The sequence below is a fragment of the Sinobaca sp. SA16-1 genome, from assembly GCF_059510515.1.
The window spans coordinates 570,482-595,230 of sequence record NZ_JCAKFL010000002.1 but is presented as its reverse complement, the minus strand read 5'-3'; the positions used below and the strand labels follow the sequence as shown (position 1 = coordinate 595,230).

At 45.1% G+C, this 24,749-nt stretch carries 25 protein-coding genes; 23 read left to right on the top strand and 2 right to left on the bottom strand.

Translation table 11 applies throughout. The features are described from left to right. Positions 1 to 13: 13 nt before the first annotated feature. Positions 14 to 151, bottom strand: a complete 138-nt coding sequence (locus tag AC5W2J_RS07115) for a YqzM family protein (RefSeq protein WP_496058781.1) — start codon at positions 149 to 151, stop codon at positions 14 to 16. Positions 152 to 302: 151 nt separating this feature from the next. Here AC5W2J_RS07115 and holA point away from each other — a divergent pair, with 151 nt between their 5' ends. Further along, positions 303 to 1,349: a DNA polymerase III subunit delta gene (gene holA / locus AC5W2J_RS07110; protein WP_496058780.1), complete on the top strand. Its 1,047-nt coding sequence runs from the start codon at positions 303 to 305 to the stop codon at positions 1,347 to 1,349. Between the two features lie 44 nt (positions 1,350 to 1,393). On the opposite strand, the gene rpsT is transcribed toward holA, so the two are convergent. Further along, positions 1,394 to 1,660 carry a 30S ribosomal protein S20 gene (gene rpsT / locus AC5W2J_RS07105; protein WP_496058779.1) on the bottom strand — a complete coding sequence of 89 codons (267 nt, stop codon included), beginning with the start codon at positions 1,658 to 1,660 and terminating at the stop codon, positions 1,394 to 1,396. A 270-nt stretch (positions 1,661 to 1,930) separates the two neighbouring features. Between rpsT and lepA the strand changes: the two genes are divergently transcribed. The 22 genes from lepA to glyS all read left to right on the top strand — a co-directional run bounded on the left by lepA (position 1,931) and on the right by glyS (position 24,685). Then, positions 1,931 to 3,757: a translation elongation factor 4 gene (gene lepA / locus AC5W2J_RS07100; RefSeq protein WP_496058778.1), complete on the top strand. Its 1,827-nt coding sequence runs from the start codon at positions 1,931 to 1,933 to the stop codon at positions 3,755 to 3,757. A gap of 73 nt (positions 3,758 to 3,830) precedes the next feature. Then, positions 3,831 to 4,976, top strand: coding sequence for a radical SAM family heme chaperone HemW (gene hemW / locus AC5W2J_RS07095; RefSeq protein ID WP_496058777.1), 1,146 nt, complete (start codon positions 3,831 to 3,833; stop codon positions 4,974 to 4,976). A gap of 110 nt (positions 4,977 to 5,086) precedes the next feature. Further along, entirely contained in the window at positions 5,087 to 6,121 is a 1,035-nt protein-coding gene (hrcA, locus tag AC5W2J_RS07090; RefSeq protein WP_496058776.1) for a heat-inducible transcriptional repressor HrcA, read from the top strand. A gap of 85 nt (positions 6,122 to 6,206) precedes the next feature. Then, the gene (gene grpE / locus AC5W2J_RS07085) at positions 6,207 to 6,788 is read left to right on the top strand and encodes a nucleotide exchange factor GrpE (protein WP_496058775.1); all 582 of its coding nucleotides are present in this window, start codon (positions 6,207 to 6,209) and stop codon (positions 6,786 to 6,788) included. Between the two features lie 39 nt (positions 6,789 to 6,827). Further along, positions 6,828 to 8,675 carry a molecular chaperone DnaK gene (gene dnaK, locus AC5W2J_RS07080; RefSeq protein ID WP_496058774.1) on the top strand — a complete coding sequence of 616 codons (1,848 nt, stop codon included), beginning with the start codon at positions 6,828 to 6,830 and terminating at the stop codon, positions 8,673 to 8,675. A gap of 178 nt (positions 8,676 to 8,853) precedes the next feature. Next, entirely contained in the window at positions 8,854 to 9,984 is a 1,131-nt protein-coding gene (gene dnaJ, locus AC5W2J_RS07075) for a molecular chaperone DnaJ (protein ID WP_496058773.1), read from the top strand. Positions 9,985 to 10,005: 21 nt separating this feature from the next. Next, positions 10,006 to 10,950 (top strand): 50S ribosomal protein L11 methyltransferase, encoded by a 945-nt coding sequence (gene prmA / locus AC5W2J_RS07070; RefSeq protein WP_496058772.1) that lies wholly within the window; start codon positions 10,006 to 10,008, stop codon positions 10,948 to 10,950. A gap of 13 nt (positions 10,951 to 10,963) precedes the next feature. Beyond that, positions 10,964 to 11,719 (top strand): RsmE family RNA methyltransferase, encoded by a 756-nt coding sequence (locus AC5W2J_RS07065; RefSeq protein WP_496058771.1) that lies wholly within the window; start codon positions 10,964 to 10,966, stop codon positions 11,717 to 11,719. 5 nt (positions 11,720 to 11,724) lie between these two features. Beyond that, positions 11,725 to 13,068, top strand: a complete 1,344-nt coding sequence (mtaB, locus tag AC5W2J_RS07060; RefSeq protein ID WP_496058770.1) for a tRNA (N(6)-L-threonylcarbamoyladenosine(37)-C(2))-methylthiotransferase MtaB — start codon at positions 11,725 to 11,727, stop codon at positions 13,066 to 13,068. A gap of 12 nt (positions 13,069 to 13,080) precedes the next feature. Beyond that, a complete protein-coding gene (deoC, locus tag AC5W2J_RS07055) occupies positions 13,081 to 13,752 on the top strand; it encodes a deoxyribose-phosphate aldolase (RefSeq protein WP_496058769.1) in 672 nt (223 codons plus the stop codon). A 121-nt stretch (positions 13,753 to 13,873) separates the two neighbouring features. Continuing rightward, complete coding sequence (gene rpsU / locus AC5W2J_RS07050) at positions 13,874 to 14,047, top strand: 30S ribosomal protein S21 (protein WP_120193423.1); 174 nt, start codon at positions 13,874 to 13,876, stop codon at positions 14,045 to 14,047. A 327-nt stretch (positions 14,048 to 14,374) separates the two neighbouring features. Next, entirely contained in the window at positions 14,375 to 15,661 is a 1,287-nt protein-coding gene (locus AC5W2J_RS07045) for an NfeD family protein (RefSeq protein ID WP_496058768.1), read from the top strand. 28 nt (positions 15,662 to 15,689) lie between these two features. Further along, the gene (gene floA, locus AC5W2J_RS07040) at positions 15,690 to 16,697 is read left to right on the top strand and encodes a flotillin-like protein FloA (RefSeq protein WP_120193421.1); all 1,008 of its coding nucleotides are present in this window, start codon (positions 15,690 to 15,692) and stop codon (positions 16,695 to 16,697) included. A gap of 24 nt (positions 16,698 to 16,721) precedes the next feature. Then, positions 16,722 to 17,291 carry a YqfB family membrane protein gene (locus AC5W2J_RS07035; protein ID WP_496058767.1) on the top strand — a complete coding sequence of 190 codons (570 nt, stop codon included), beginning with the start codon at positions 16,722 to 16,724 and terminating at the stop codon, positions 17,289 to 17,291. 192 nt (positions 17,292 to 17,483) lie between these two features. Then, complete coding sequence (locus tag AC5W2J_RS07030; protein WP_496058766.1) at positions 17,484 to 18,482, top strand: PhoH family protein; 999 nt, start codon at positions 17,484 to 17,486, stop codon at positions 18,480 to 18,482. A gap of 18 nt (positions 18,483 to 18,500) precedes the next feature. Next, positions 18,501 to 18,965 (top strand): rRNA maturation RNase YbeY, encoded by a 465-nt coding sequence (ybeY, locus tag AC5W2J_RS07025; protein ID WP_496058765.1) that lies wholly within the window; start codon positions 18,501 to 18,503, stop codon positions 18,963 to 18,965. After that, positions 18,946 to 19,332: a diacylglycerol kinase family protein gene (locus AC5W2J_RS07020; RefSeq protein WP_496058764.1), complete on the top strand. Its 387-nt coding sequence runs from the start codon at positions 18,946 to 18,948 to the stop codon at positions 19,330 to 19,332. The genes ybeY and AC5W2J_RS07020 overlap by 20 nt, the downstream gene beginning before the upstream one ends. Positions 19,333 to 19,344: 12 nt before the next feature. Beyond that, positions 19,345 to 19,734 carry a cytidine deaminase gene (locus tag AC5W2J_RS07015; protein WP_496058763.1) on the top strand — a complete coding sequence of 130 codons (390 nt, stop codon included), beginning with the start codon at positions 19,345 to 19,347 and terminating at the stop codon, positions 19,732 to 19,734. Continuing rightward, positions 19,731 to 20,636, top strand: coding sequence for a GTPase Era (gene era, locus AC5W2J_RS07010; RefSeq protein WP_496058762.1), 906 nt, complete (start codon positions 19,731 to 19,733; stop codon positions 20,634 to 20,636). The genes AC5W2J_RS07015 and era overlap by 4 nt, the downstream gene beginning before the upstream one ends. Positions 20,637 to 20,661: 25 nt before the next feature. Beyond that, entirely contained in the window at positions 20,662 to 21,420 is a 759-nt protein-coding gene (gene recO, locus AC5W2J_RS07005; protein WP_496058761.1) for a DNA repair protein RecO, read from the top strand. Positions 21,421 to 21,705: 285 nt separating this feature from the next. Further along, positions 21,706 to 22,599 (top strand): glycine--tRNA ligase subunit alpha, encoded by an 894-nt coding sequence (gene glyQ / locus AC5W2J_RS07000; RefSeq protein WP_496058760.1) that lies wholly within the window; start codon positions 21,706 to 21,708, stop codon positions 22,597 to 22,599. Beyond that, on the top strand, positions 22,589 to 24,685 hold the full coding sequence (gene glyS, locus AC5W2J_RS06995; protein WP_496058759.1) for a glycine--tRNA ligase subunit beta: 2,097 nt from the start codon (positions 22,589 to 22,591) through the stop codon (positions 24,683 to 24,685). The genes glyQ and glyS overlap by 11 nt, the downstream gene beginning before the upstream one ends. The last annotated feature ends 64 nt before the right edge of the window (positions 24,686 to 24,749 follow it).

The following is a 24,749-nucleotide window of genomic DNA, read 5'->3' as shown; positions in this document are numbered from 1 at the left end:
TGGGAGGCTTCTTTTACAGGTTTCCTACAAAATGAACAACGGTAGCGATAATAAAAATAAGAGAGAAAAAGCTGAAGGAGACTACTCCTGCTACCGCGGAGTCCAGTAAATCATTCCGTTTACTCTGTACATCTTTTTCAAATGGATTCACAGCGAAACTCCTCTCCGTTGCATTCTACACTCATTATAAAGGAAGCGCTGTCAGAAATCCATACAAATTCTGCCGGAAAATCTATAGTTATTTCTTCTGAAACAGAGCCCATGTAAGGTAGAATAAAAGAAGATGAAAATTAGTGCAAAGGGTGAGGACAATCGATTATTTAACCATGCAGAAAGAAATAAAAGCCGGACAGACAGCTCCTTTGTATGTATTTTATGGAAGTGAAGCTTTTCTTATGGAAAAAATGACTAATTTAATTGTGAAACAGACGCTGCAGGAAGAAGAAAGGGATTTTCAATTTATTGTTTATGATATGAGGGAAACGTCTGTGGAAACCGGGGTCGAAGAAGCAGAAACCCTTCCTTTTTTCGGATCAAATAAAGTAGTGCTGCTGCAGCACTGCTACTTTCTGACCGGGGTGCGGGAAAAAGAAAAGGTAGAACATAATCTTAAAGCGCTGGAGGCGTACTGCCAAAATCCGGCTGCAGAAACCGTATTAATTCTATCTGTTCCCGCTGATAAGCTGGATGAACGAAAAAAAGTAGTGAAGACGCTGAAAAAAGAAGGGAAAGTGCTTCAGGCCGGAGCACCGGATCAACGAAGTATGGAAAAGTGGGTAGACGCTCAGTTTAAGCAGAAAAAGCAATCGATTGATCCGGAAGCAAAAACAGAACTGATTAAACGAGCGGGATTTAATTTAAATATGCTTTCAAATGAAACGGATAAACTGGCTTTGTACGCTTCACAGGGAGAAGCAGTCAATCGGAAGGATATTGAGGCGCTGACTCCAGTTACCCTGGAAGACAATGTATTCACCCTCGTGGACCGGGTAATAAGCCAGCGGACAGATGAAGCGCTCCGCATCTATTACGATCTCCTTAAACAAAAAGAAGAACCAATAAAAATTCTGGCGCTTCTCGCCAGGCAGACGCGGATGATTATTCATGTCCTTTATTTGAAAAAGCAGGGGTATTCCCGGCAGAAAATGGCCGGCCAGCTGAAGCTGCATCCTTATGCAGTAAAAATTGCAGAAGAACAGGGGAGAAATTATAATGAGGCCGTTCTGGAAAATAGTTTAAAGGAACTGGCTTCGGCGGATTTTGATATAAAAACTGGAAAAATGGATAAAGAAATGCGTTTGGAGTTAAGTATTATTACGCTGTCCAAGCATAAATACTTTTCTGCATAAAAAAGCCGCCCTCCTTATAAAAAGGAAGGCGGCGGAAACGCTCATTATTGAGCGATTTTATTTAGGTGCTTCTGCATACGTGATTTTTCACGTGAAGCTGCATTATGATGAATGATATTTTTGTCGGCTGCCTTATCTACTTTTTTAGAAGCTAGCAGAAAAAGTTCTTTAGCGCCTGCTTCGTCATTGTTTTCTACTTTTTTGTAGAATTCTTTAACAGCAGAACGTGTCGCAGATTTGAAAGCCTGCTGCTTCACACGCTTTGTTTCGTTTGTTATAACGCGTTTTTTAGCTGATTTAATATTTGCCATGGTACCCACCTCCTTAAAGTGATTCAAGTTCCGTTCTTTTATGAACACAGAAGGATTTTACCAAAATTTAAACTTTGGCGCAAGGCAAAGTGAATATATATTTGAAGTAACAACCTACGATTGCTATAATGAAGAGTAGTCTTTATCCCGTATAAAAATATAACGGTTGTTTCCTACTACAGCTTCCTGGTCGAATAAACGAATCGGGAGCTGCTTTTATATGCAGAACTACATATTCAAATAAGATTGAACCGGCAGGAGTGAAGCTTCATGAATAACAAAGACAGGTTGGAAAGACAAAAACGAATCAGGAATTTTTCTATTATTGCCCATATTGATCACGGTAAATCAACATTAGCCGATAGGATTCTTGAATCCACCAGTGCGTTGACCAAGCGCGAAATGAAAGAGCAGACGCTTGATGCGATGGACCTTGAGCGTGAGCGGGGAATTACAATAAAATTGAACTCGGTACAGCTTAAGCATACGCATACCGATGGAGAAGAATACATTTTCCACTTAATTGATACTCCGGGACATGTAGACTTTTCGTATGAAGTATCAAGAAGCCTTGCCGCCTGTGAAGGCGCACTTCTAATTGTAGATGCTGCACAGGGAATCGAAGCCCAGACCCTGGCTAACGTTTACCTGGCTCTGGACAATGACCTGGAAATTATTCCGGTTATTAATAAGATAGACCTTCCAAGTGCGGAGCCTGAACGGGTAAAGCAGGAAATTGAAGACGTGATCGGCCTGGACGCATCGGAGGCCGTTCATGCATCAGCTAAAAGTGGAATTGGCATCGAAGAAATACTCAGCCAGATTGTAGAAAAGGTGCCGGCACCCCAGGGAGATCCCGAAAAACCGCTTCAGGCGCTTATTTTTGACTCGCTGTATGACACGTACCGCGGGGTTATTTCCTACATCCGTGTAATGGAAGGCACTATACGCCCCGGCCAGAAAATTAAAATGATGGCTACCGGAAAAGAATTCGAAGTTTCTGAAGTAGGCGTATTTACTCCTAAGCCAATTGCATGTGATGAACTGACGGTAGGGGATGTAGGATTTGTAACTGCTGCTGTCAAAAATGTCGGCGACTCCCGCGTAGGTGATACGATCACAGACGCCGAACGTCCGGCAGAAGTTCAGCTGGAAGGGTACAAAAAGATGAATCCGATGGTATTCTGCGGCCTGTATCCGGTGGATGCCAATGACTACAACCCGCTCCGCGATGCGCTGGAGCGCCTGGAGTTAAACGACAGCTCACTGCAGTATGAAGCAGAGACGTCCCAGGCCCTCGGATTTGGTTTCCGGGCAGGGTTTCTTGGATTGCTGCATATGGAGATTGTACAGGAACGTATTGAACGGGAATACGGCATTGATCTGATCACGACAGCGCCAAGTGTTATTTATAACGTGTACCTCACCGATGAAACAATGATTTCTATCGATAACCCGGCTAACTTTCCCAATCCGCAGAAAGTGGATTATGTAGAAGAGCCGTTTGTTAAAGCGACCGTAATGGTACCTAACGATTTTGTAGGATCGGTAATGGAGCTCTGCCAGAAAAAACGTGGAGAGTTTATCGATATGAAGTATATGGATGCCAACCGTGTAAATATTGTGTACAATATCCCACTGACAGAAATTGTTTATGATTTCTTTGATCAGCTGAAATCGAGTACAAAAGGCTATGCTTCATTTGATTACGAAATGATTGGATTCAGGCAGTCCAGTCTTGTGAAAATGGACATTCTTCTAAACGGGGAAACTGTCGATGCCTTATCGATCATTGTTCACCGTGATTTTGCCTACGAAAGAGGCAAGGCAATTACCGACAAGCTCAAAGACCTTATCCCGAGACAGCAGTTTGAAGTGCCGATTCAGGCAAGCATAGGCCAGAAAATCATTGCCAGACAGACGATTAAAGCAATGCGTAAAAACGTTCTCTCTAAATGCTACGGCGGGGATATTTCCAGAAAAAGAAAACTTCTCGACAAGCAGAAAGAAGGAAAAAAACGAATGAAGAGTGTCGGCAAAGTAGATGTGCCGCAGGAAGCATTTATGTCTGTATTGAAAATGGATAACGACAAATAAAAGGGAAGGACTGTCTATCCAACAGACAGTCCTTTTCCAACGGAAAACAGAATGCAGGGAAGGAGGAGAAAAAATGGCAGCAACTTCAGCATATATTCATATCCCTTTTTGCAGGCAGATATGCTTTTACTGTGATTTTAATAAATTTCTCATTGACCGCCAGCCGGTGGATGAATACCTTGACGCATTGGAAGAGGAAATCAGACAGGCCGGTATCAGCGTTCCGCTGAATTCGATTTATATCGGAGGCGGAACCCCAACCGCCCTGAACGAGAAGCAGGTTATCAGAATGCTGAACATTGTTGACCGCCACATTCCGCTCGCGGATGGTGCAGAGTATACGGTGGAAGTGAATCCGGGTGAAATTACTATGGAGAAGCTGGCAGCCATGAAAACGAGCGGTGTCAACCGTCTCAGTATCGGCGTGCAGAGTTTTGAAACGCGGCTGCTGGAGGCTATTGGCAGAGGGCATGGCAGGGAAGACGCGGTAGAGGCAGTAACCTTGGCCCAAAAAGCCGGGTTTGATAACTATTCGATTGATTTAATGTTCGGCCTGCCGGGACAGACGATGGCTGATTTTCAAGCTTCATTGGATATGGCGGTGCAGCTGAATGTGCCTCACATCTCCGCCTATTCGTTGAAAATTGAAGAAAAAACGATGTTTCATAATTGGTACAAACAAGGCCGTCTTGCTCCTTTTCCGGAAGATACGGAAGCAGACATGTACGAGCTTCTGCTGGACTACGGGAGCCGCAACGGGCTTTATCCTTACGAAATAAGCAACCTTGCAGCCAAAGGACATGAAAGCTTTCATAACTGTGTGTACTGGAAAAACGAAGAATATTATGGATTTGGTGCAGGGGCCCACGGGTACGTAAATGGAGTCCGCTATGCCAATATCGCTCCGCTGACTCACTATATTAAAGCAGTTGAGCAGGGAGAACCGATAATTAAAGAAGAAACCCGGGTGAGCAGAGCAGAGAAAATGGAAGAAGAAATGTTTTTAGGGCTGCGGATGTATGACGGTGTGGACAAAAGCAGGTTTAAAGAACGGTATGGAATGGAATATAAAGAGGTGTTTGCCACAGCTGTACCGGAATTGTTTCAGCAGGGGCTGATTGAAGAATCTGCAGAAAAAGTAAGACTTACACCGCGGGGCAGACTGCTCGGAAACGAAGTATTTGAAAAGTTTTTATTGGAAAAAGACAATGCCTTTTAAAATTCTCAATTAATTCCGTTGAATATAATTGACAAAAAGAGAGGTCTTTGATAACTTAACATATAGATTTAGCACTCGAACAACCGGAGTGCTAAAAGAGGTGATAATGGATGTTATCGAATAGACAGCTGCTGATTTTGCAGGCCATTATAAATGGCTATATTAAATCAGCTGAACCGGTTGGATCCAGAAGCATATCGCAGGAAAAAAGTATTTCATTCAGCCCGGCCACGATAAGAAATGAAATGGCAGATTTGGAAGAGCTCGGTTTTTTAGAAAAAACGCACAGCTCTTCCGGACGCGTGCCGTCTGAAAAAGGCTACCGGCATTATGTAGACCATCTGCTTCTGCCGCATCATTTTTCAAAAAATGAAGTAACGAACATGAAGTCGTTGTTCAAACAGAAAATTCTGGAGGCAGATCAGGCGGTTAAACATTCCGCAACCATTTTATCAGAGCTTACGAGCTATGTGTCTATCGTCCTCGGTCCGAAAATGTTTGATGCAAAGCTGAAAAGTATACAGGTGATTCCGCTGCGCGAGGATGCTGCAGTTGCTATCCTGGTTACAGATACAGGCCACGTAGAAAACAAAGCAGTAAGTCTTCCGAGAGGGTTAAGCAGCTCAGATCTTGAAAAAATGGTTAATATCCTCAATGAAAGGCTCAGCGGCGTTCCTTTATACATGCTGGAACAGAAAATGGAAAATGAAATTTCCGTTCTAATGAAACAGCATATTGATAATTATGCAGAAGCACTTCTTTTTGCAGAGGACACGCTGAAAAAGAGCTCAAGCGAACGAGTATACTACGGAGGCAAGACGAACCTCCTAAACCAGCCTGAGTTTAAAGACATTGCGAAAGTGAAATCTTTATATGAGCTTTTTGAAAAAGAAGATATGATGCACGACCTTTTAAAGCCAAATAAGTCAGGCCTTTCTATACGAATTGGGCAGGAAAATGAGAATGCCGCATTTGAACACTGCAGTATTATCTCCGCCACCTATTCTTTTAATGGCAGAGCAGTAGGCACCATTGGAATTGTAGGCCCCAAGCGAATGGAATACCCGAAAGTCATCAGCCTGATCCAGCATATCTCCCATGACCTGGAGGATATTCTGGAGAACCTGTACAGAACAGATGCTTAGTGATATCATGTATGATTGGCTGTGGAGAGAAATATCTCTCCTTCTTTCTATGTAAAAAGCAAGAAAACTGGTGGAGGTGAAAGATATGAAAAAAGATGAACCGCTATCTAACGAAGAAACAGAAACGTTAAATGATGAAAAACAAGAAGAGACGACCGAAGAAGATACGGTCGAAATTATAGATAATGACGCTTCTAATGAAGTAGTATCAGAAGACGAGCAGCGCATTCAGGAGCTTGAAGCGGAAGTGCTGGAATGGAAAAACCGTTCCCTTAGAACGCAGGCAGACCTTGATAACGTAAGAAAGCGCGCAAAAGAAGAAAAGGTGAAGCTGGAAAAATACCGCGCGGAAAAGCTTCTGCTTGGTATGATGCCGGCTCTTGATAACTTTGAAAGAGCGCTTAAAGCAGAGCCGGAAGGCGAGGAAGCCAGATCCATCTATAAAGGGGTGGAAATGGTGTTTAACCAGCTTAAAGAAGCAGCCGCAGCAGAAGGGCTGCAGGAAATGCCTACTGTCGGCGAAATGTTTGATCCGCATTATCATCAAGCGGTCATGCAGGTTGAAGAAGAAGGGTTTGAGTCCAACCAAATAGTGGAAGAACTCCAAAAGGGCTATCTGTTAAAAGATAAAGTACTGCGCCCGGCAATGGTTAAAGTAAACGCATAAACAAAAATGGTTAATTAATAGTAGGAGGATGAACTGACAATGAGTAGAACAATTGGTATTGACTTAGGAACAACAAATTCATGTGTAGCAGTGATGGAGGGCGGAGAAGCAGTAGTTATTCCCAACCCGGAAGGTAACCGCACGACACCATCTGTTGTTGCATTTAAAGACGGCGAGCGCCAGGTAGGGGAAGTAGCCAAGCGCCAGTCTATTACAAACCCAAACACGATCCAGTCCATTAAGCGTCATATGGGTACGGATTATAAAGTAGAAGCAGAAGGCAAGCAGCAGACTCCACAGGAGATCAGTGCCATCATTCTGCAGAAGCTTAAATCAGATGCAGAAGCTTATTTAGGCGAAACAGTAACAAAAGCTGTAATTACCGTTCCGGCTTACTTCAATGACTCCCAGCGCCAGGCTACAAAAGATGCCGGTAAAATCGCTGGACTTGAAGTAGAACGTATCGTAAACGAGCCTACAGCGGCAGCATTAGCTTACGGCCTTGAAAAAGAAGAAGACCAGACGATCCTTGTGTATGACTTGGGCGGCGGTACGTTTGACGTATCCATCCTTGAGCTTGGTGAAGGCTTTTTCGAAGTAAAATCAACATTTGGTGACAACAAGCTTGGCGGAGACGATTTTGACCAGATCATTATTGACCACCTTGTAACTGAGTTCAAAAAAGAAAACGGCATTGACCTTTCGCAGGATAAAATGGCCGTTCAGCGCTTAAAAGATGCTGCGGAAAAAGCGAAGAAAGATCTATCCGGTGTATCCCAGACGCAGATTTCCCTTCCATTTATTACAGCAGATGCAAGCGGACCTAAGCACCTTGAGCTTACATTAAGCCGTGCGAAGTTCGATGACCTTACTTCTTCTCTTGTGGAAAAAACAATGGGACCTACACGCCAGGCGTTGAAAGACTCCGGCTTGAGTGCTTCTGAAATCGATAAAGTTATCCTTGTCGGCGGATCTACAAGAATTCCTGCTGTTCAGGAAGAAATTAAAAAGCTTACCGGCAAAGATCCACACAAAGGCGTAAACCCGGATGAAGTTGTTGCTCTTGGTGCAGCTGTTCAAGCCGGCGTACTTTCCGGTGATGTGAAAGACGTTGTACTACTTGACGTAACGCCGCTTTCTCTTGGAATTGAAACGATGGGTGGAGTATCAACTCGTTTGATCGATCGCAATACAACGATCCCAACAAGCAAATCCCAGACGTTCTCTACTGCCTCAGACAATCAGCCTTCTGTTGATATTCATGTGCTGCAGGGTGAGCGCGAAATGGCAGCAGACAACAAGACGCTTGGCCGTTTTCAGCTTACAGATATTCCACCTGCACCACGTGGTGTACCACAGATTGAAGTAACGTTTGATATTGATGCAAATGGTATTGTAAACGTTCGTGCGAAAGATCTCGGCACAAACAAAGAGCAGTCGATTACGATTACATCTTCATCCGGATTGAGCGATGAGGATGTTGAAAAAATGGTAAAAGACGCAGAAGAAAATGCAGAAGAAGATAAAAAACGCAAAGAGTCTGTAGAAGTACGCAATGAAGCAGACCAGCTTGTATTTACTACTGACAAAACGCTTAAAGATCTTGGCGACAGTGTAGAACAGGCAGATAAAGATAGTGCAGAAGCTGCCAAAGAAAAAGTAAAAACAGCTTTGGAAGGCGATGACATTGAAGCGATCAGAAGTGCAAAAGATGAGCTTCAGGAAGTCGTACAGCAGCTTTCGACTAAGCTTTATGAGCAGGCAGCTCAGCAGGCTCAGCAGGCTGAAGGCGGCGATGCCGGCGCAGCAGACGGCCAGAAAGATGACGACAACGTCGTTGATGCCGATTATGAAGAAGTAAATGAAGACGACAACAAAGATAAATAAGTAATAATGCAAAAGCAAAGGGGCTGTCCCATTACTAACGAAGCCAAGCTTCTTTAGGGGGCGGCCTCTTCTTTTATGTAAATGGGACGCCTATTTGTCATGGTTTCTGGTTGAATCAATAAATACGATAATGGTATGATTACCTTTGTGTAATGAGCGATGAACGGGAGTGAATAGATTGAGTAAAAAAGATTATTATGAAACGCTTGGCGTAGATAAAGATGCATCAGTAGATGAAGTAAAAAAGGCATATAGAAAATTAGCCAGAAAGTACCACCCGGACGTAAATAAAGAAGCAAACGCAGAAGAGAAATTTAAAGAAGTAAAAGATGCGTATGACGTATTAAGCGATCCGCAGAAAAAGTCCAACTACGACCAATTCGGAAGTGCAGAACCGAACCAGGGTTTCGGAGGCGGCGGAGCCGGCGACTTCGGCGGCGGGTTTGGCGACATTTTCGACATGTTCTTCGGCGGAGGCGGGGGCGGCGGCAGACGCCGTGACCCAAACGCTCCCCGTCAAGGCGCAGACCTGCAGTATACAATGACGCTCGCTTTTAAAGAGGCGGTATTTGGAAAAACGACTGAAATTGAAATTCCAAAAGAAGAAACATGCGGTACGTGTGACGGAGATGGTGCAAAGCCTGGTACGAGCCCGAAAACCTGCAGCAAATGTGGAGGAGCCGGCCAGCTTAACGTAGAGCAGAATACACCGTTCGGACGTGTCGTGAACCGTCGTGTATGTGATAACTGTCAGGGTACCGGAAAAATCATTCCTGAAAAGTGTAAAACGTGCGGCGGCAGAGGAAGAATTACGAAAAACAAAAAAATCAGCATTAAAGTTCCGGCAGGCGTCGACTATGGCCAGCAGATTCGCGTATCCGGCCAGGGTGAAGCAGGCGTGAACGGTGGACCTCCCGGAGATCTATACGTCGTGTTTGATGTACAGTCCCATGAATTCTTTGAACGCGAAGGCGACGATGTGTTCTGTGAAATGCCTCTTACTTTCGCTCAGGCAGCACTCGGCGATGAAATTGAAGTACCGGCTTTAAGCGGTAAGGTTAAATTGAAGATTCCAGCAGGCACTCAGTCCGGAACGAGCTTCCGCATGAGAGGGAAAGGTATCCCTAACGTTCACGGCCGCGGGCACGGAGATCAGCATATTAAAGTGAAAGTTATTGTTCCGAAAAAACTTTCCGATGATCAAAAAGATCTGATACGGGAATTTGCCAAAGTAAGCGGAGATTCCAATGTGGACGAACAGCACCAGAATTTTTTTGATAAAGTAAAGCGCGCGTTTCGCGGAGACTAATAAAGCGTATGGGAGAAAAAAATGAGTAAATGGACGGAATGCAGCATTCACACTACGGAACAGGCGATTGAGCCTGTTTCGTATATTTTACATCAGGCCGGAGCAAGCGGGGTTGTAATTGAAGACTCTGCAGACTTGACGAGACTATGGGATGAAGCGGAAGACGAAATGTATAAACTTTCAGCAGAGGATTACCCGGAGGAAGGGGCAATTGTAAAAGCTTATTTTCCGGCCAATGAATACGTGGGTGAGACGGTCAAGAAAATTAAAGCGGCTCTCAAGGATCTTCCTCTTTATGGTATTGATCCGGGATCGGTTGAAGTTGTGCTTGCTGAAGTATACGAAGAAGACTGGGCAAACTCCTGGAAACAGTATTATAAACCGGTAAGAATGTCGGATACTTTGACGGTGGCACCAAGCTGGGAAGTGTATGTACCGGAGTCATCATTGGAAAAAGTGATTGAACTGGATCCCGGCATGGCTTTTGGAACAGGAACCCATCCGACCACGATGCTGTGCATCCAGGCTCTTGAAAGAGAGCTTAAAGGCGGCGAAACGGTACTCGATGTCGGCACCGGATCAGGAATTCTTGCGATAGCAGCTGCAAAATTGGGAGCCGCTGACGTGAAAGCATTTGACCTGGATGATATTGCCGTACGAAGTGCACTGGAAAATGTAGAATACAATAAATGCACATCGATTGTGAAAGTAACCAAGAATGATCTGCTTGCAGGCTCTTCCGTGCAGGCAGACCTGATTGTTGCCAATATATTAGCGGATATTATTATAAGGCTGATGGACGGTGCCTACAGCCAGTTGAAAGCAGGAGGCATCTTTATTGCTTCCGGTATCATAGAGAGCAAGCGCAGCCAGGTGGAGCAGGCGCTTCTTGATACAGGCTTTAAAGAGCTGGAAGTGCATACAATGGAGGACTGGGTCCTTTTTAAAGCAGTTAAGCCCGAGTAAAGGATGCGAACGGATGCAGAGATATTTTATTCCCTCACCCCAAATGGAGAAAAGCACGGCAGTCATTCGGGGGGATGATGCCAAACACATCATAAAAGTAATGAGAATGGAGACCGGCAGCAGGGTAGTCGTATTAGACAACGAAGGCCGTGCTGCGGTTGGTGTGATCCGCTCATTTAACGACAGCGGTGAAGTGTGCCTTGATCTGGAGCAGGAAGAACAGAGCAGCAGTGAACTGCCTGTTAAAGCAGCGATTGCCCAGGCACTTGTAAAAGGGGATAAGCTCGATTATATTGTACAGAAAAGCACCGAGCTGGGTGCTTCTGTTATTTATATTTATCAGGCAGAACGTTCTGTTGTAAAATGGGATCAGGCGAAGGCGTCTAAAAAGATAGATCGCCTTCAGAAAATAGCAAAAGAGGCGGCAGAGCAGTCTGAAAGGCTTATTATTCCACAGGTTGTATATTGTGAAAATACAGATCAACTGATGGAACAGGCCGCGCTTTATAAAGAGCGTCTCGTCATAGATGAGGAGCAGGCACGATCCAAAGCCCACAGCGCACTGGCGGAAGCCTTAAGCCGTTCCCGGCAGGATGCCTCTTTTTTTGCCTGTATTGGTCCGGAAGGCGGCATCAGTGGGAAAGAAAAAAGTGAAATGTTGAACCATGCGTTTTATTCTGTCAGCCTGGGTCCCCGCATTCTCAGAAGTGAAACGGCATCATCGTATTTCCTGGCCGTACTGTCCTACCATTTTGAATTAATGAGGTGAACGCAATGAGCAATGTGGCTTTCCACACCCTGGGGTGTAAAGTAAACCATTACGAAACAGAGGCTATTTGGCAGCTGTTTAAAGACGAAGGATATGAAAAAACAGATTTTGATAAACGAGCGGACGTGTATGTCATTAATACTTGTACCGTGACAAACACAGGAGATAAAAAAAGCCGGCAGGTTATCCGCCGGGCAGTCAGGAAAAATCCTGAAGCGGTTATCTGTGTAACGGGCTGTTACGCCCAGACGTCCCCGGCGGAAATTATGGCGATTCCCGGAGTGGATATCGTTGTAGGCACGCAGGATCGTAAAAAAATGCTCCCATACATTGAACAATTTAAAAAAGAAAGAGAACCAATAAACGGTGTCGGCAATATTATGAAAACAAGAGTGTATGAAGAGCTGGATGTACCATCGTTTACCGACCGTACCCGTGCCTCGCTGAAAATTCAGGAAGGCTGTAATAACTTTTGTACATTCTGCATCATTCCCTGGGCGAGAGGCCTTCTTCGTTCAAGGGATCCCAAAGAAGTCTTAAAGCAGGCGCACCAGCTTGTAGAGGCGGGGTATAAAGAGATTGTCCTGACCGGTATTCACACGGGCGGGTACGGAGAAGATATGAAAGATTATCATTTATCGGATCTGCTTCTTGAACTGGAAAAAGTAGACGGACTTAAGCGTATCCGAATTTCATCGATTGAAGCAAGTCAGATTACTGACGAAGTTATTGATGTGATTAAAGCTTCCCAAAAAGTAGTAAATCACCTTCATATTCCTCTTCAATCCGGATCAGACACGGTATTGAAAAGAATGCGCCGTAAATATACGAATGCTTTTTACGCGGAGCGAGTGGAGCGTCTAAAAGAAGCACTCCCCGGACTTGCGGTAACATCTGACGTGATCGTCGGCTTCCCGGGAGAAACAAAAGAAGAATTCCAGGAAACCTTTGATTTTATTTCCAGGCTGGAATTCTCAGAACTGCATGTGTTCCCCTATTCCAAACGGACAGGTACTCCTGCAGCGAGAATGGAAGAGCAGGTGGATGAGGAAATAAAAAATGAAAGAGTGCATCGTTTAATTGCTTTATCCAACCAGCTTGCCAAGCAGTATGCAGCGCGTCACGAAGGAGAAGTATTGGAAGTGATTCCGGAAGAACAGGAAAAAGAAGATCCGGAGAGCGGACGTTTAGTCGGTTATTCCACAAACTACATGAAAGTAAAGTTTGAGGCGGATGCATCTGTTATCGGAAAAATTGTTAGAGTGAAAATAAACAAGGCAGGGTACCCTTACAACGAAGGAGAAGTAGTACGAATCGTTGAAGAGGAAGAGCTCCTGCAATCGCAATAAAGGAGAGATACGATGAAGAATATGGCAGCAATGATAGACCACACGCTTTTAAAGCCGGAAGCAACATTTGAACAGATTCAGAAACTGGCCCGCGAAGCGAAAGAAAATGAATTTGCTTCTGTATGTGTGAATCCGGCGATGGTGGAAGAAGCCTTCTCTATATTGAGAGAAACGTCAGTAAAGGTCTGTACCGTTATTGGATTCCCGCTTGGCGCCTCTACACCGGAAGCAAAAGCTGCGGAAGCAGAACAGGCAATGAAGCAGGGTGCAGCAGAACTGGATATGGTTATTAATATAGGTGCTTTAAAATCAGGGCGGGATGAAGTAGTACTCCGGGATATTCAATCAGTAGTGGGGGCAGCAGACAAACTGGCTCTCGTTAAGGTGATTATTGAAACATCTCTTCTCACCGATGATGAAAAAAGAAAAGCCTGTGAACTGGCGCTCGAAGCCGGAGCTGACTTTGTTAAAACTTCCACCGGATTTGCCGGCGGCGGTGCAACCGTAGAAGATGTAACATTAATGAAAAGCATCGTAGGAGAAAAGGCGCAAGTCAAAGCAAGCGGCGGCATCAGGGATCTGAAAACAGCCGAAGCGATGATAAATGCAGGAGCATCGAGACTTGGTACAAGCTCAGGTGTAGCGCTCGTATCAGGAGACCAGGCAGAAGAAGGAAGCTACTAATCCAAAAGATTTAAATAATGACAAGAGCTGTATTGCTTTTTTATTCCATATGCATTATAATTTTATAAAATGATCAATTATTTAATTGGTTATATTGGTTGTCCGGAGGGAGGGAATCATTATGGCTGAAACACGAGTTCGTAAGAATGAGTCCATTGATGTCGCTCTTCGCCGTTTTAAGCGTTCGCTTTCAAAAGAAGGAACATTGGCTGAAGTGCGTAAGAGAAAGCATTATGAAAAGCCTAGCATTAAGCGTAAGAAGAAGAGTGAAGCGGCAAGAAGCCGTAAATTCTAATTTGCGTTCCAATCTGGCAAAAATAAGCAATACAAGTGTTAGAAGAAATGCCCTGGCATTTTCTGTTAAAAATATAGGGCAAGAGATGCGGGAACCGTTAGCCTAAAGGCTTTGTTTCTAAAGGATTCTCTCCACGTAAGTTTCTTCAGCAGTTAAAAGCATGTCTTCCATTGAAGGAGGCATGCTTTTTCTGTATGATTCTCCGGCTTTGTTTATATTTTGTTTAAAGAAATTGAAACGTAACCTGCTGGTATGCGTACATAATAATGCGAGTATATATGTAAAAGAAAAGAAAGAGGGGTGGGGGCTATTCTCATACGTTCTCTTATGTTTTTCATAAGTGCTGCTGTCTTTTTAATCTTTCCTTTCGCCGCGCAGGCAGATGAGGATGATCTTGTATACGTAATTCCTGTAGAACAGGCGGTAGAACGAGGGCTTGAATCATTTTTGGAAAGATCATTTGAGGAAGCAGAAGAGGCCGGAGCTACTCATGTGATTTTAGAAATAGACACACCGGGTGGTGCTGTTGATGCCGCAGGTAACATAGCAGGCATTGTAAGCGACGCCCCAATGCCGGTTACGGCTTTTGTTACAGAAGAGGCCATGTCAGCCGGTGCTTTTATCGCATTAAATGCGGAGACGATTGCAATGGCGCCGGGAACAGAAATGGGCGCAGCTCAGGTTATTGATGGAGCGGGCAATGCAGCAGAAGATAAAGCCCAATCGGCCTGGACTGCCAATATGACGAATGCAGCAGAGTCTCAGGACAGAGACCCCATTTATGCAGAAGCGATGGCTGATCCGTCCGTAGACCTTCCGGATTACAGAGCTGGAGAAGGGTCTCTGCTTACTTTAACCCCCTCCGAAGCAGAGGAAGTGGGATATGCCGACTATTTAAGCGATGATCGTGAGCAGCTTCTGAATCAGCTTGGGCTCGAAGGCGCCCAGGTAGAAGAACTCAGCGTTAGCTTTGCAGAACAGATTGCACGATTTGTCACAAATCCAGTCGTTATTCCTATATTATTAAGTGTAGGAAGCATTGGCCTTATCATGGCTGTGCTGACACCGGGTTTTGGAATTCCGGGCATTTTGGGTATTGGTTCCCTGTTATTGTTCTTTTTTGGACATTCTATCGCAGGCTTTGCGGGAATGGAATCTATCATTTTGTTTCTCGTCGGCTTGATACTTCTTTTAATTGAATTGTTCGTTCCGGGATTTGGGATTTTTGGATTTCTTGGAATCGCCGCTATGTCAGGCGGATTAATATTGGCTTCTTTTTCTACCACGTATGTTGTCATATCCCTTGCAGTAGCTATTGGTCTGGCTGTTGTACTCGGCATTATTATGATAGTCATGTTTGGAAAAAAAGGACCTATGCAAAAGCTGGTATTAAAAGATACAATGAAAAAGGAAGAAGGATATTATTCCAATCGTGACAGAAATGATCTGCTCCAAAAGGAAGCAGTGGCATTAACCCCGCTTCATCCATCAGGCTCCGCGGTAGTAGACGAGGAACGCATTGATGTGGTGACTGAGGGAGGCTTTATCGAAAAAGGATCGGCTCTCAGAATCGTGAAAGTAGAGGGTACAAGAATCATTGTAAGAAAAATTTAAGGTTCACATTCAAAGGAGGAAGCGGCACATGACAGTAGATTTGACTCTTATTATTGTATTGGCTCTTGTATTAATTGCATTGGCCATTCTATTTACATTCGTACCAGTAGCGCTTTGGATTTCAGCACTTGCAGCAGGAGTAAAGGTGGGCATTTTCCAACTGGTAGGTATGAGATTAAGACGTGTTATTCCTGCACGTATCGTAAACCCAATGATTAAAGCTGACAAAGCAGGACTGGAGCTTTCTTTAAACAAATTAGAAGGCCACTATCTTGCCGGTGGTAACGTAGACCGTGTAGTTAACGCTTTAATCGCAGCTCAGCGTGCGAACATCGAGCTTACATTTGAGCGGAGTGCAGCAATTGACCTCGCTGGACGTGACGTACTCGAAGCTGTACAGATGAGTGTAAACCCTAAAGTAATTGAAACGCCATTTATTGCCGGTGTTGCTATGGATGGTATCGAAGTGAAAGCAAAAGCACGTATCACTGTTCGTGCAAACATAGACCGCCTTGTTGGTGGTGCTGGTGAAGAGACGATCATTGCCCGTGTTGGTGAAGGTATTGTTTCTACTATCGGTTCTTCCAAAGACCATAAAGGCGTTTTAGAAAACCCGGACAGCATTTCCCAGACTGTTCTTAGTAAGGGACTTGACTCTGGTACTGCATTTGAAATTTTATCTATTGATATTGCAGATATTGATATTGGTAAAAACATCGGTGCCGGTCTTCAGACAGACCAGGCAGAAGCCGACAAGAAGATCGCTCAGGCAAAAGCCGAAGAGCGCCGCGCAATGGCTGTTGCACACGAACAGGAAATGCGTGCACGTGTTGAAGAAATGCGCGCGAAAGTGGTTGAGTCAGAGGCAGAAGTACCAATGGCTATGGCCGAAGCGCTTCGTTCCGGTAATCTCGGCGTAATGGATTACATGAATATCCAGAACGTAGAAGCAGATACGGACATGAGAGATTCTATCAGCAAAGGCACAAAGAAAGATCTAAATGATGACAATAACGATTCTGGCCCAATCCGCTAGAATTAGACAAAGAGGAGGCAGCCAATGGATGCTTTCATAGAGTTTTTGCTTGGTAACTTGTTTTTCCTCTTCATTGCGGGAGCGGCTATCTTTTCCCTTGTGAATCGAAGCAAGCAGCGATCCGAAGGAGATAATTCACAAAACAGACCCGGCGGCGGCCAGCAGAAGCGGACTGGTCCCGGTAAGATAGACTGGGAGTCAATCTTTCAGCAGGAAAAACCGGGAGGCAGCCAATCTTCATCAGGTGAACGCCCTACAAAACCAGTCCCAGAAGCAGAAGGGGAGTTTGTGCGGGGAGAGAGCACAACAGATCCTGCTGCCGGCCGGACGGCTCAGTATTATGAAAAAATGGAACAGGCTAAAAAGCGGAGGTCAGAGGCAGAGAAAAATCCTATTGACGATAACTCTCCTATTTTTAACCAGGCATTGGATAGCACGAGAAGTTCACAGAGGACAGGAAGTTCTTCACTAAAGACCTCTTTTTCTTCTCCATCACATGAAGATGCAAAAAACGGAATTATATGGGCGGAGATTTTGGGAAAACCCCGTTCTCAAAGACCTCATCAAACATCTATATATTCCAAAAGAAAATAGGAAACTGAGCCCTCAGCGGCTCAGTTTCTTTTTGTTTGCTGCGTTTTTTATGATCGGCCGGCCCTTTATAAAAAAGTGGAAGAGAGCAGTGCATCCCTTTGCAAGGGCGGGATAGGGATGGTAAAGTAGGGAAGAGACGAAAGCAACTAGACTAAATCGGTGCAGCCGACAAATCCGAGGAGAATGAGTATATTGGCAGAAAAGCATGTACTATCCTTAGAAGTGAAAGATGCAAACGAAGCACAGCTGCTGTTCGGTCCCAACGATATTCATTTAAAACGGCTGGAAGAAAAGCTGAATGTATCGATTGTGACACGGGGAGAGAGCTTAATTATTTCCGGAGAAAAAAAAGATGCAGATACGATATCGGAAGTAATGGGTTCGTTAATTGACCTTCTAAGAAAAAACGTAGAGATTACAGAAAGAGATGTAATCTATGCTATACAATTATCCAAAGAAGATAAAATAGATCAGCTGAACACGCTTCACCAGGAAAAAATTGCAGTGAATACAAAAGGGAAGCCTATTGTTGTTAAAACATTAGGGCAGCAGGAATATGTGTATGCTATCCGCAGACGCGACATGGTTTTTGGAATCGGTCCTGCCGGTACAGGGAAAACGTACCTTGCTGTGGTCATGGCAGTGAATGCGCTTAAAGATGGCAGTGTAAAACGCATTGTGCTGACAAGGCCTGCGGTGGAAGCTGGAGAAAGCCTGGGATTTCTACCGGGCGATTTAAAAGAAAAGGTGGATCCGTACTTGAGGCCGCTGTATGATGCCCTGCATGATGTATTCGGCCTGGAGCATACAAACCGCTTACTGGAGCGCGGAACGATTGAAGTGGCCCCCCTTGCCTATATGAGAGGCCGAACGCTGGAAGATGCTTTTGTCATTCTCGATGAAGCACAGAACACAACAAAAGAACAAATTAAAATGTTTATTACGAGACTGGGCTTTGGATCAAAAATGGTGGTGAATGGAGATCTGACTCAAGTTGATCTTCCTAAAGGCCAGCAGTCCGGTCTCCGGGTGGCGATTAATATTTTAAAAAACGTCGATTCGATAGGCTTTATTTACCTGAAGCCGACCGATGTAGTAAGGCATACGCTCGTGCAGCAGATTTTAGAAGCATATGATGAAGCCGATCCGCAAAAGCAGCTGAATGCTGTGGAAACAAAGAAAACACTATAAACACAATGGAGGCAGGCTATGGCAGTAACAATCGATATTAACGACGAAACAACAGAAGTATCCGAACAGTCCTTGACGCTGCTCGAAGAAGTACTTCAACTGGCAGCCGGGATGGAAGCAATCAAAGGGGAAGCAGAACTTTCTGTTACGATTGTGACCAATGAAGCAATTCAGGAAATTAATAAAGAATACCGTGGAATAGATAAGCCTACTGATGTAATCTCCTTTGCACTTGACGATGAAGAACCTTTTATGGAGGGCGAAGATGTGCCGCATCTGCTGGGTGACATTGTCATCAGCCTTCCACGTGCCGTAGAGCAGGCAGAAGAGTACGGCCATTCTTTTGAGAGGGAGATTGCTTTCCTGGGAGTACACGGCCTGCTTCATCTGCTTGGCTATCTGCACGACAGTGACTCGGAGGAAAAAGAAATGTTTGCCCGTCAGGAAGAGATACTGCAGGAATATGGGCTTAAACGGAAATAAGCAGCGCAGGACGAAACGGCTGCTGTTATCTTTTCGGTACGCAGCCAGAGGAATGAAGGAAACTGCAAAAAATGAGGCAAACATGCAGTATCATCTAGCAGCTGCCGCAGCAGTAATCGTGCTTGCCCTGCTCGTTCCATTTCCATTATGGAAATGGAGTGTCCTGCTTCTTACAATCGGTATTGTGCTTTCGCTTGAACTGCTGAATACAGCAATAGAGAAAACGGTTGACCTGGTTACGGAGCAGTATCACCCCCTCGCTGAAAAAGCGAAGGATGCTGCGGCTGCCGGAGTGTTTATATTTACAATAATAGCTGTCCTTATTGGCGTCCTGCTGTTTGCAGAGCCTTTGAGCGCATGGCTGTAAGAGGAGAATTTTATGGAAACGTTAATTGAACAGGCAAAACAGGTAAGAGAATTCGCTCATGTGCCTTATTCGCAATTTAAGGTCGGAGCCGCCCTAAAAACAAAAAGCGGCTCAGTATATACGGGATGCAATGTAGAAAATGCATCTTACGGGTTAACCAACTGTGCTGAACGTACAGCGGTTTTCAAAGCAGTCAGCAGTGGAGACAAGGATATTGAAGAGATTGCCATTGTAGCTGATACAGAGGCTGCTGTTGCCCCGTGCGGTGCATGCAGACAGGTTCTCTCCGAATTTATGGCACCGGAAGCTGTCATTATTTTAAGCAATTTAAAAGGAAATATAGTGAAAACTACGATGCAGGAGCTTCTGCCGGGAGCTTTTCAGGCAGGAGATATGAGATGACAGACAACGTATTTAAATCAGGGTTTGCTGCATTAATCGGCCGGCCGAACGCCGGCAAGTCCACTCTGTTAAATCATGTGATCGGCCAAAAAATTGCAATCATGAGCGATAAGCCGCAGACAACAAGAAACAAAATTCAGGGGTTTTACACGGACGAACATTCCCAGATTATTTTTATTGATACCCCAGGCATTCATAAGCCTAAGCACAAGCTTGGAGATTACATGGTGCGGATGGCAACAGAAACACTTAGAGAAGTAGATATTATTCTTTATTTGATTGATGCTACAGAGAAGTACGGTCCCGGTGAAGAATACATTATTAATAAATTAAAAGAAACATCAACGCCGGTATTTCTTATTGTAAATAAAATTGATGAAATGACGCCGGAACAGGTAATGCAGGTAATCGAAAAGTACCGTCATTTATATGATTTTGCCGAGATAGTGCCGGTTTCTGCTTTAAAAGGCAATAACGTAGAGACAATGATGGAGCAGATTCTCGAGTACATGGAAGAAGGTCCTGCTTACTATCCGGAAGATGAAATTACAGATCATCCCGAGCGTTTTATCGTAAGCGAATTAATCCGGGAAAAGGTGCTGCAGTTAACCCGCGATGAAATTCCTCATTCGGTCGCCGTTATTATAGAAGAAATGAAAGAACGAAAAGGCGGGGCTGTGTATATATCGGCTGTTATTGCCGTCGAACGCTCTTCACAGAAAGGCATTATTATCGGAAAGCAGGGTGCCCTTTTGAAAAAAATCGGCGAGCTGGCCAGGCAGGATATTCAGAAACTGCTAGGTTCCAACGTGTACCTGGAGCTCTATGCCAAAGTAGAGAAAGATTGGAGAAACAGCTCCTACCAGCTTAAAGAACATGGATATGACCAGAACGATTATTAACGTTACGTAAAAAAGGATCGATGTCATGCTGAAAAAAGCTGAAGGAATAGTGATTCGAACCGTTCCATACGGAGAAGCGGATGTAGTGCTGACATTGTACACCAGAGAGGCCGGGAAAGTGGCCGTTATGGCAAAGGGAGCCAAAAAGCCAAAAAACCGGCTCGCCGGGGCAGCCCAGCCTTTTGTTTACGGCATTTTTCTCTATTACAGCAGCTCCGGCATGAGTTCGCTCAATCAGGCAGATATTATTAAGTCCTACCGCCACATTCGGGAAGATTTGTGGAAAGCGTCTTATATCGCATATGCAGCCGAGCTTCTTGATAAGCTGACCAACGACCGGGAAACGAATCCCTTTTTGTTTGAACTGTTCTGGCAGATTCTCGAGCATGTGGAAGAAGGCGACGATGCCGAAACGCTTATACGGATTTTTGAACTGAAAATGACAGATGCAGCGGGTATCAAGCCGCAGCTGGATCAATGTATCAATTGTGGAAACAAAGAAGGGACGTTCAGCTTTTCCATCAGGGGAGCGGGGTTTCTCTGCCACCGCTGCAGTCACCGCGATGAATACCGGATGGATATCAGCCCAAAAGCGATCCAGCTGCTGCGTACCTTTTACTATCTGGATTTAAAGCGTCTCGGCAGCATTACGCTGAAACCGGAAACCAAAAAAGAACTCCGTCAGGTCATGGATACCTACTACGAAGAGTATTCCGGCCTTTACCTTCGCTCCAAGCGGTTTATGGAGCAGATGGAAAAATGGAATCCTGTGGAGGATACTTGACAGAAAGTATGGATTTAAGTATGATTCAACTACATTTAATAGTGCATTGAAGGGAAATAGTACTCTTTCTCTAAACAATCAGCGAGCGCAGGATAGTGGAAGCTGCGCTGTTTATGAAGACGAAGGCATCCTGGAGCATATAAAACGAAGAGCGGCTTTCTGCTGTCCGGCAGAAAGCAAGTAGGGTGGAACCGCGGAGCATACAACCGTCCCTATACCATAGATGTGGTATAGGGACGGTTTTTTATGTGCTTAAAAAAAGTAGTTATTCAATGGAGGGATTAGATGAACGTTCAAGATATGATTTTAACGCTTCAGAAATTTTGGTCCGATCAAAACTGCATTCTGATGCAGGCCTATGATGTAGAAAAGGGTGCGGGAACGATGAACCCAATGACTTTTTTAAGAAGCATCGGCCCGGAGCCGTGGAATGTGGCATACGTGGAGCCTTCAAGACGTCCGGCTGATGGGCGTTACGGAGAGAACCCCAACCGTTTGTACCAGCACCACCAGTTTCAGGTCATTATGAAGCCGTCTCCACCGAATATACAGGAACTGTACTTAGAAAGTCTGGAAAAGCTCGGAATTGATCCGAAAGAGCATGACATCCGCTTTGTGGAGGATAACTGGGAAGCGCCTACGCTGAGCGCCTGGGGCCTGGGCTGGGAAGTCTGGCTCGATGGTATGGAAATTACCCAGTTTACTTATTTTCAGCAGGTTGGCGGGATGGAAGCAAGTCCGGTAGCTGTCGAAATTACGTACGGCATCGAAAGACTGGCTTCCTATATCCAGGACAAGGAAAACGTCTTTGATCTTACATGGGTGGACGGCTTTTTATACGGAGATATTTTCAAACAGCCGGAATACGAGCATTCCAAATATGCGTTTGAAGTAGCAGATGCAGCAATGCTTTTTAAAGAATTTGATACGTACGAAAAAGAAGCAGCAAGAGCCCTTGAAGAGGCGCTTGTCTTTCCCGCATATGATTACGTGCTCAAGTGCTCCCATACCTTTAACCTGCTCGATGCAGGAGGCGCCATCAGCGTAACGGAAAGAGCCGGCTATATCGGTCGGGTCAGGCGTCTGGCCAGAAAATGTGCCACATCTTATTATCAGGAAAGAGAGCGTCTGCAGTTTCCGCTGCTTAACGAAAAGGAGGAGTCTTCCCATGGCGAATAAAGACTATTTACTGGAAATCGGCCTCGAAGAAATGCCGGCCCGCTTTGTAACAGATGCTATGCTGCAGCTGGAAAGCAGAACAGCGGCATGGCTGAAGGAAAAAAGAATTGCCTATCAAGCTATTGCCGTATTTTCCACCCCAAGAAGGCTTGCGGTCCGTATTGAAGGGGCAGCAGATTCACAGGAAGATATTGTAGAAACGAAAAAAGGGCCCGCACGCCGGATTGCCCAGGCAGAGGATGGATCCTGGACGAAGGCGGCTGTCGGTTTTGCGAGAGGCCAGGGCCTGTCTGAAGATGATTTGTATATCGAATCCGTTAAAGATGTAGAGTATGTATTTGCTAAAAAAGAAGAAAGGGGACGACCAACGGCTGAACTTCTTCCGGAACTCGGGACAGAAGCATCCAAGATGACATTTCCAAAAAGCATGAAGTGGGGAAGCCACTCCATGCGCTACGTACGGCCGGTACAGTGGATTGTTTCTTTGTACGGTACAGATGTGATTCCTGTGGAGATGGCAGGAGTTCAGGCAGGCCGTGAAACGAGAGGCCATCGTTTTCTTGGAGCTAATGCAGTGATTGAAAGCCCGGCTGCGTATGAAGCTGTCCTTGAAAAAGAATGGGTCGTCGCAGAACCGTCCGAACGAAAAGAAATGATCCGTAAGCAGATTGCCGAGATTGAAGAAAAAGAAAACTGGCTTGTACCTATAAACGAAGACCTGCTTGAAGAAATAAACAACCTGGTGGAGTATCCGACCGCTTTGTCGGGCGCATTTGATGCCTCCTACCTGGAGCTTCCCCAGGAAGTACTGATTACTTCTATGAGAGAGCACCAGCGCTACTTTCCGGTAGAGGACGAAAATGCCCAGCTGCTTCCTAATTTTGTAACCGTACGTAATGGAAATACAGAGCATATTGAAAACGTTCGAAAAGGAAATGAGAAAGTGCTGCGGGCCCGGCTTGCCGACGGCAGATTCTTCTACGAAGAAGATCAGAAACTTCCTCCCGAGCAGGCAGCGGCAAAGCTCGACAATATTGTATATCAGGAAAATCTTGGTACGATAGGGGATAAAGTACGACGCATTCAAGGACTGAGCCTGGCTGTGGCAAAAAAGATCAGCCTGTCGGATGAAGCACAGGAAAACATTAAACGTGGAGCGTTGTTATCCAAGTTTGATCTGGTCACCCTTATGGTGGATGAGTTTACAGAGCTTCAAGGTATTGTCGGCGAAAAGTATGCGCTGCTTGCTGGAGAGAATGAAACCGTGGCAGGCGCGATAAGAGAGCACTATCTGCCGCGTTTTGCAGGAGATATGACACCTTCCTCAAAAGAGGCGGCGGTGATTGGACTCGCTGATAAAATGGATACGGTCGTCACAGCGTTTGGTATTGGAGCGGTCCCTTCAGGGTCGCAGGATCCCAATGGTATTAGAAGACAGGCGGCAGGAGCCGTTGCGATTATGCTGGCTCAGGAGCTTCCGGTTACGATAGAGGGGATGATTCAGCAGACGATGGAACTGGCTGCAAAAGCAGGCGTACTGAAGCGTCCGGAAGAGGAGCTTGCTGTGGAACTTCAGGAGTTCTTCAAACAGCGGATCCGTAACCTTCTGCTGGATCGTTCGATCAGCCATGATGTCTGCGATGCTCTTCTACAGGGAGACATAGGCTATATGTATATTTTAGTAAACAAAGCGGAGTTCCTGCAGGCGCAGAAAAATAAAGCGTCCTTTAAAGAAACGGTGGAAGCATTAAGCCGTATAACGAACATTTCAAAAAAGGCGTCTACAGAAGCGGTTTCGGTGCAAAGAGACTTAATGGAAAACGACCAGGAAAAACAGCTGATGAAAGCCCATGAAGAACTGGCGTCTACTCTTCCGTCCCTGCTGCAGGAAAACCAAATGGAAGCCGCACTGCAGGAGCTGGAAAAGCTTTCCCCTGCCATAAATGATTATTTTGAGCACGTTATGGTAATGAGCGAAGACGAGGCAGTTAAACAGAACCGTCTTGCACAGATGGTGCAGATTGCCGGGCTCATCCAGACCTTTGCAGATTTCAGATTTCTTGTGTTTACCGAGGCGGCACGCTAAGAAGTCTGCATAGTCAGCGCCGGTCCGATAAGATATAATAAAAGATAGACTAACATAGCATGTC

Coding starts and splice junctions, on each gene's coding strand:
- AC5W2J_RS07020 (WP_496058764.1), top strand. CDS start 18,946: ATGGGCTTAAACGGAAATAAGCAGCGCAGGACGAAACGGCTGCTGTTA.
- AC5W2J_RS07015 (WP_496058763.1), top strand. CDS start 19,345: ATGGAAACGTTAATTGAACAGGCAAAACAGGTAAGAGAATTCGCTCAT.
- glyS (WP_496058759.1), top strand. CDS start 22,589: ATGGCGAATAAAGACTATTTACTGGAAATCGGCCTCGAAGAAATGCCG.
- mtaB (WP_496058770.1), top strand. CDS start 11,725: ATGAGCAATGTGGCTTTCCACACCCTGGGGTGTAAAGTAAACCATTAC.
- ybeY (WP_496058765.1), top strand. CDS start 18,501: ATGGCAGTAACAATCGATATTAACGACGAAACAACAGAAGTATCCGAA.
- lepA (WP_496058778.1), top strand. CDS start 1,931: ATGAATAACAAAGACAGGTTGGAAAGACAAAAACGAATCAGGAATTTT.
- era (WP_496058762.1), top strand. CDS start 19,731: ATGACAGACAACGTATTTAAATCAGGGTTTGCTGCATTAATCGGCCGG.
- AC5W2J_RS07045 (WP_496058768.1), top strand. CDS start 14,375: ATGTTTTTCATAAGTGCTGCTGTCTTTTTAATCTTTCCTTTCGCCGCG.
- hrcA (WP_496058776.1), top strand. CDS start 5,087: ATGTTATCGAATAGACAGCTGCTGATTTTGCAGGCCATTATAAATGGC.
- glyQ (WP_496058760.1), top strand. CDS start 21,706: ATGAACGTTCAAGATATGATTTTAACGCTTCAGAAATTTTGGTCCGAT.
- AC5W2J_RS07065 (WP_496058771.1), top strand. CDS start 10,964: ATGCAGAGATATTTTATTCCCTCACCCCAAATGGAGAAAAGCACGGCA.
- AC5W2J_RS07035 (WP_496058767.1), top strand. CDS start 16,722: ATGGATGCTTTCATAGAGTTTTTGCTTGGTAACTTGTTTTTCCTCTTC.
- grpE (WP_496058775.1), top strand. CDS start 6,207: ATGAAAAAAGATGAACCGCTATCTAACGAAGAAACAGAAACGTTAAAT.
- dnaK (WP_496058774.1), top strand. CDS start 6,828: ATGAGTAGAACAATTGGTATTGACTTAGGAACAACAAATTCATGTGTA.
- deoC (WP_496058769.1), top strand. CDS start 13,081: ATGAAGAATATGGCAGCAATGATAGACCACACGCTTTTAAAGCCGGAA.
- hemW (WP_496058777.1), top strand. CDS start 3,831: ATGGCAGCAACTTCAGCATATATTCATATCCCTTTTTGCAGGCAGATA.
- rpsU (WP_120193423.1), top strand. CDS start 13,874: ATGGCTGAAACACGAGTTCGTAAGAATGAGTCCATTGATGTCGCTCTT.
- recO (WP_496058761.1), top strand. CDS start 20,662: ATGCTGAAAAAAGCTGAAGGAATAGTGATTCGAACCGTTCCATACGGA.
- floA (WP_120193421.1), top strand. CDS start 15,690: ATGACAGTAGATTTGACTCTTATTATTGTATTGGCTCTTGTATTAATT.
- rpsT (WP_496058779.1), bottom strand. CDS start 1,660: ATGGCAAATATTAAATCAGCTAAAAAACGCGTTATAACAAACGAAACA.
- prmA (WP_496058772.1), top strand. CDS start 10,006: ATGAGTAAATGGACGGAATGCAGCATTCACACTACGGAACAGGCGATT.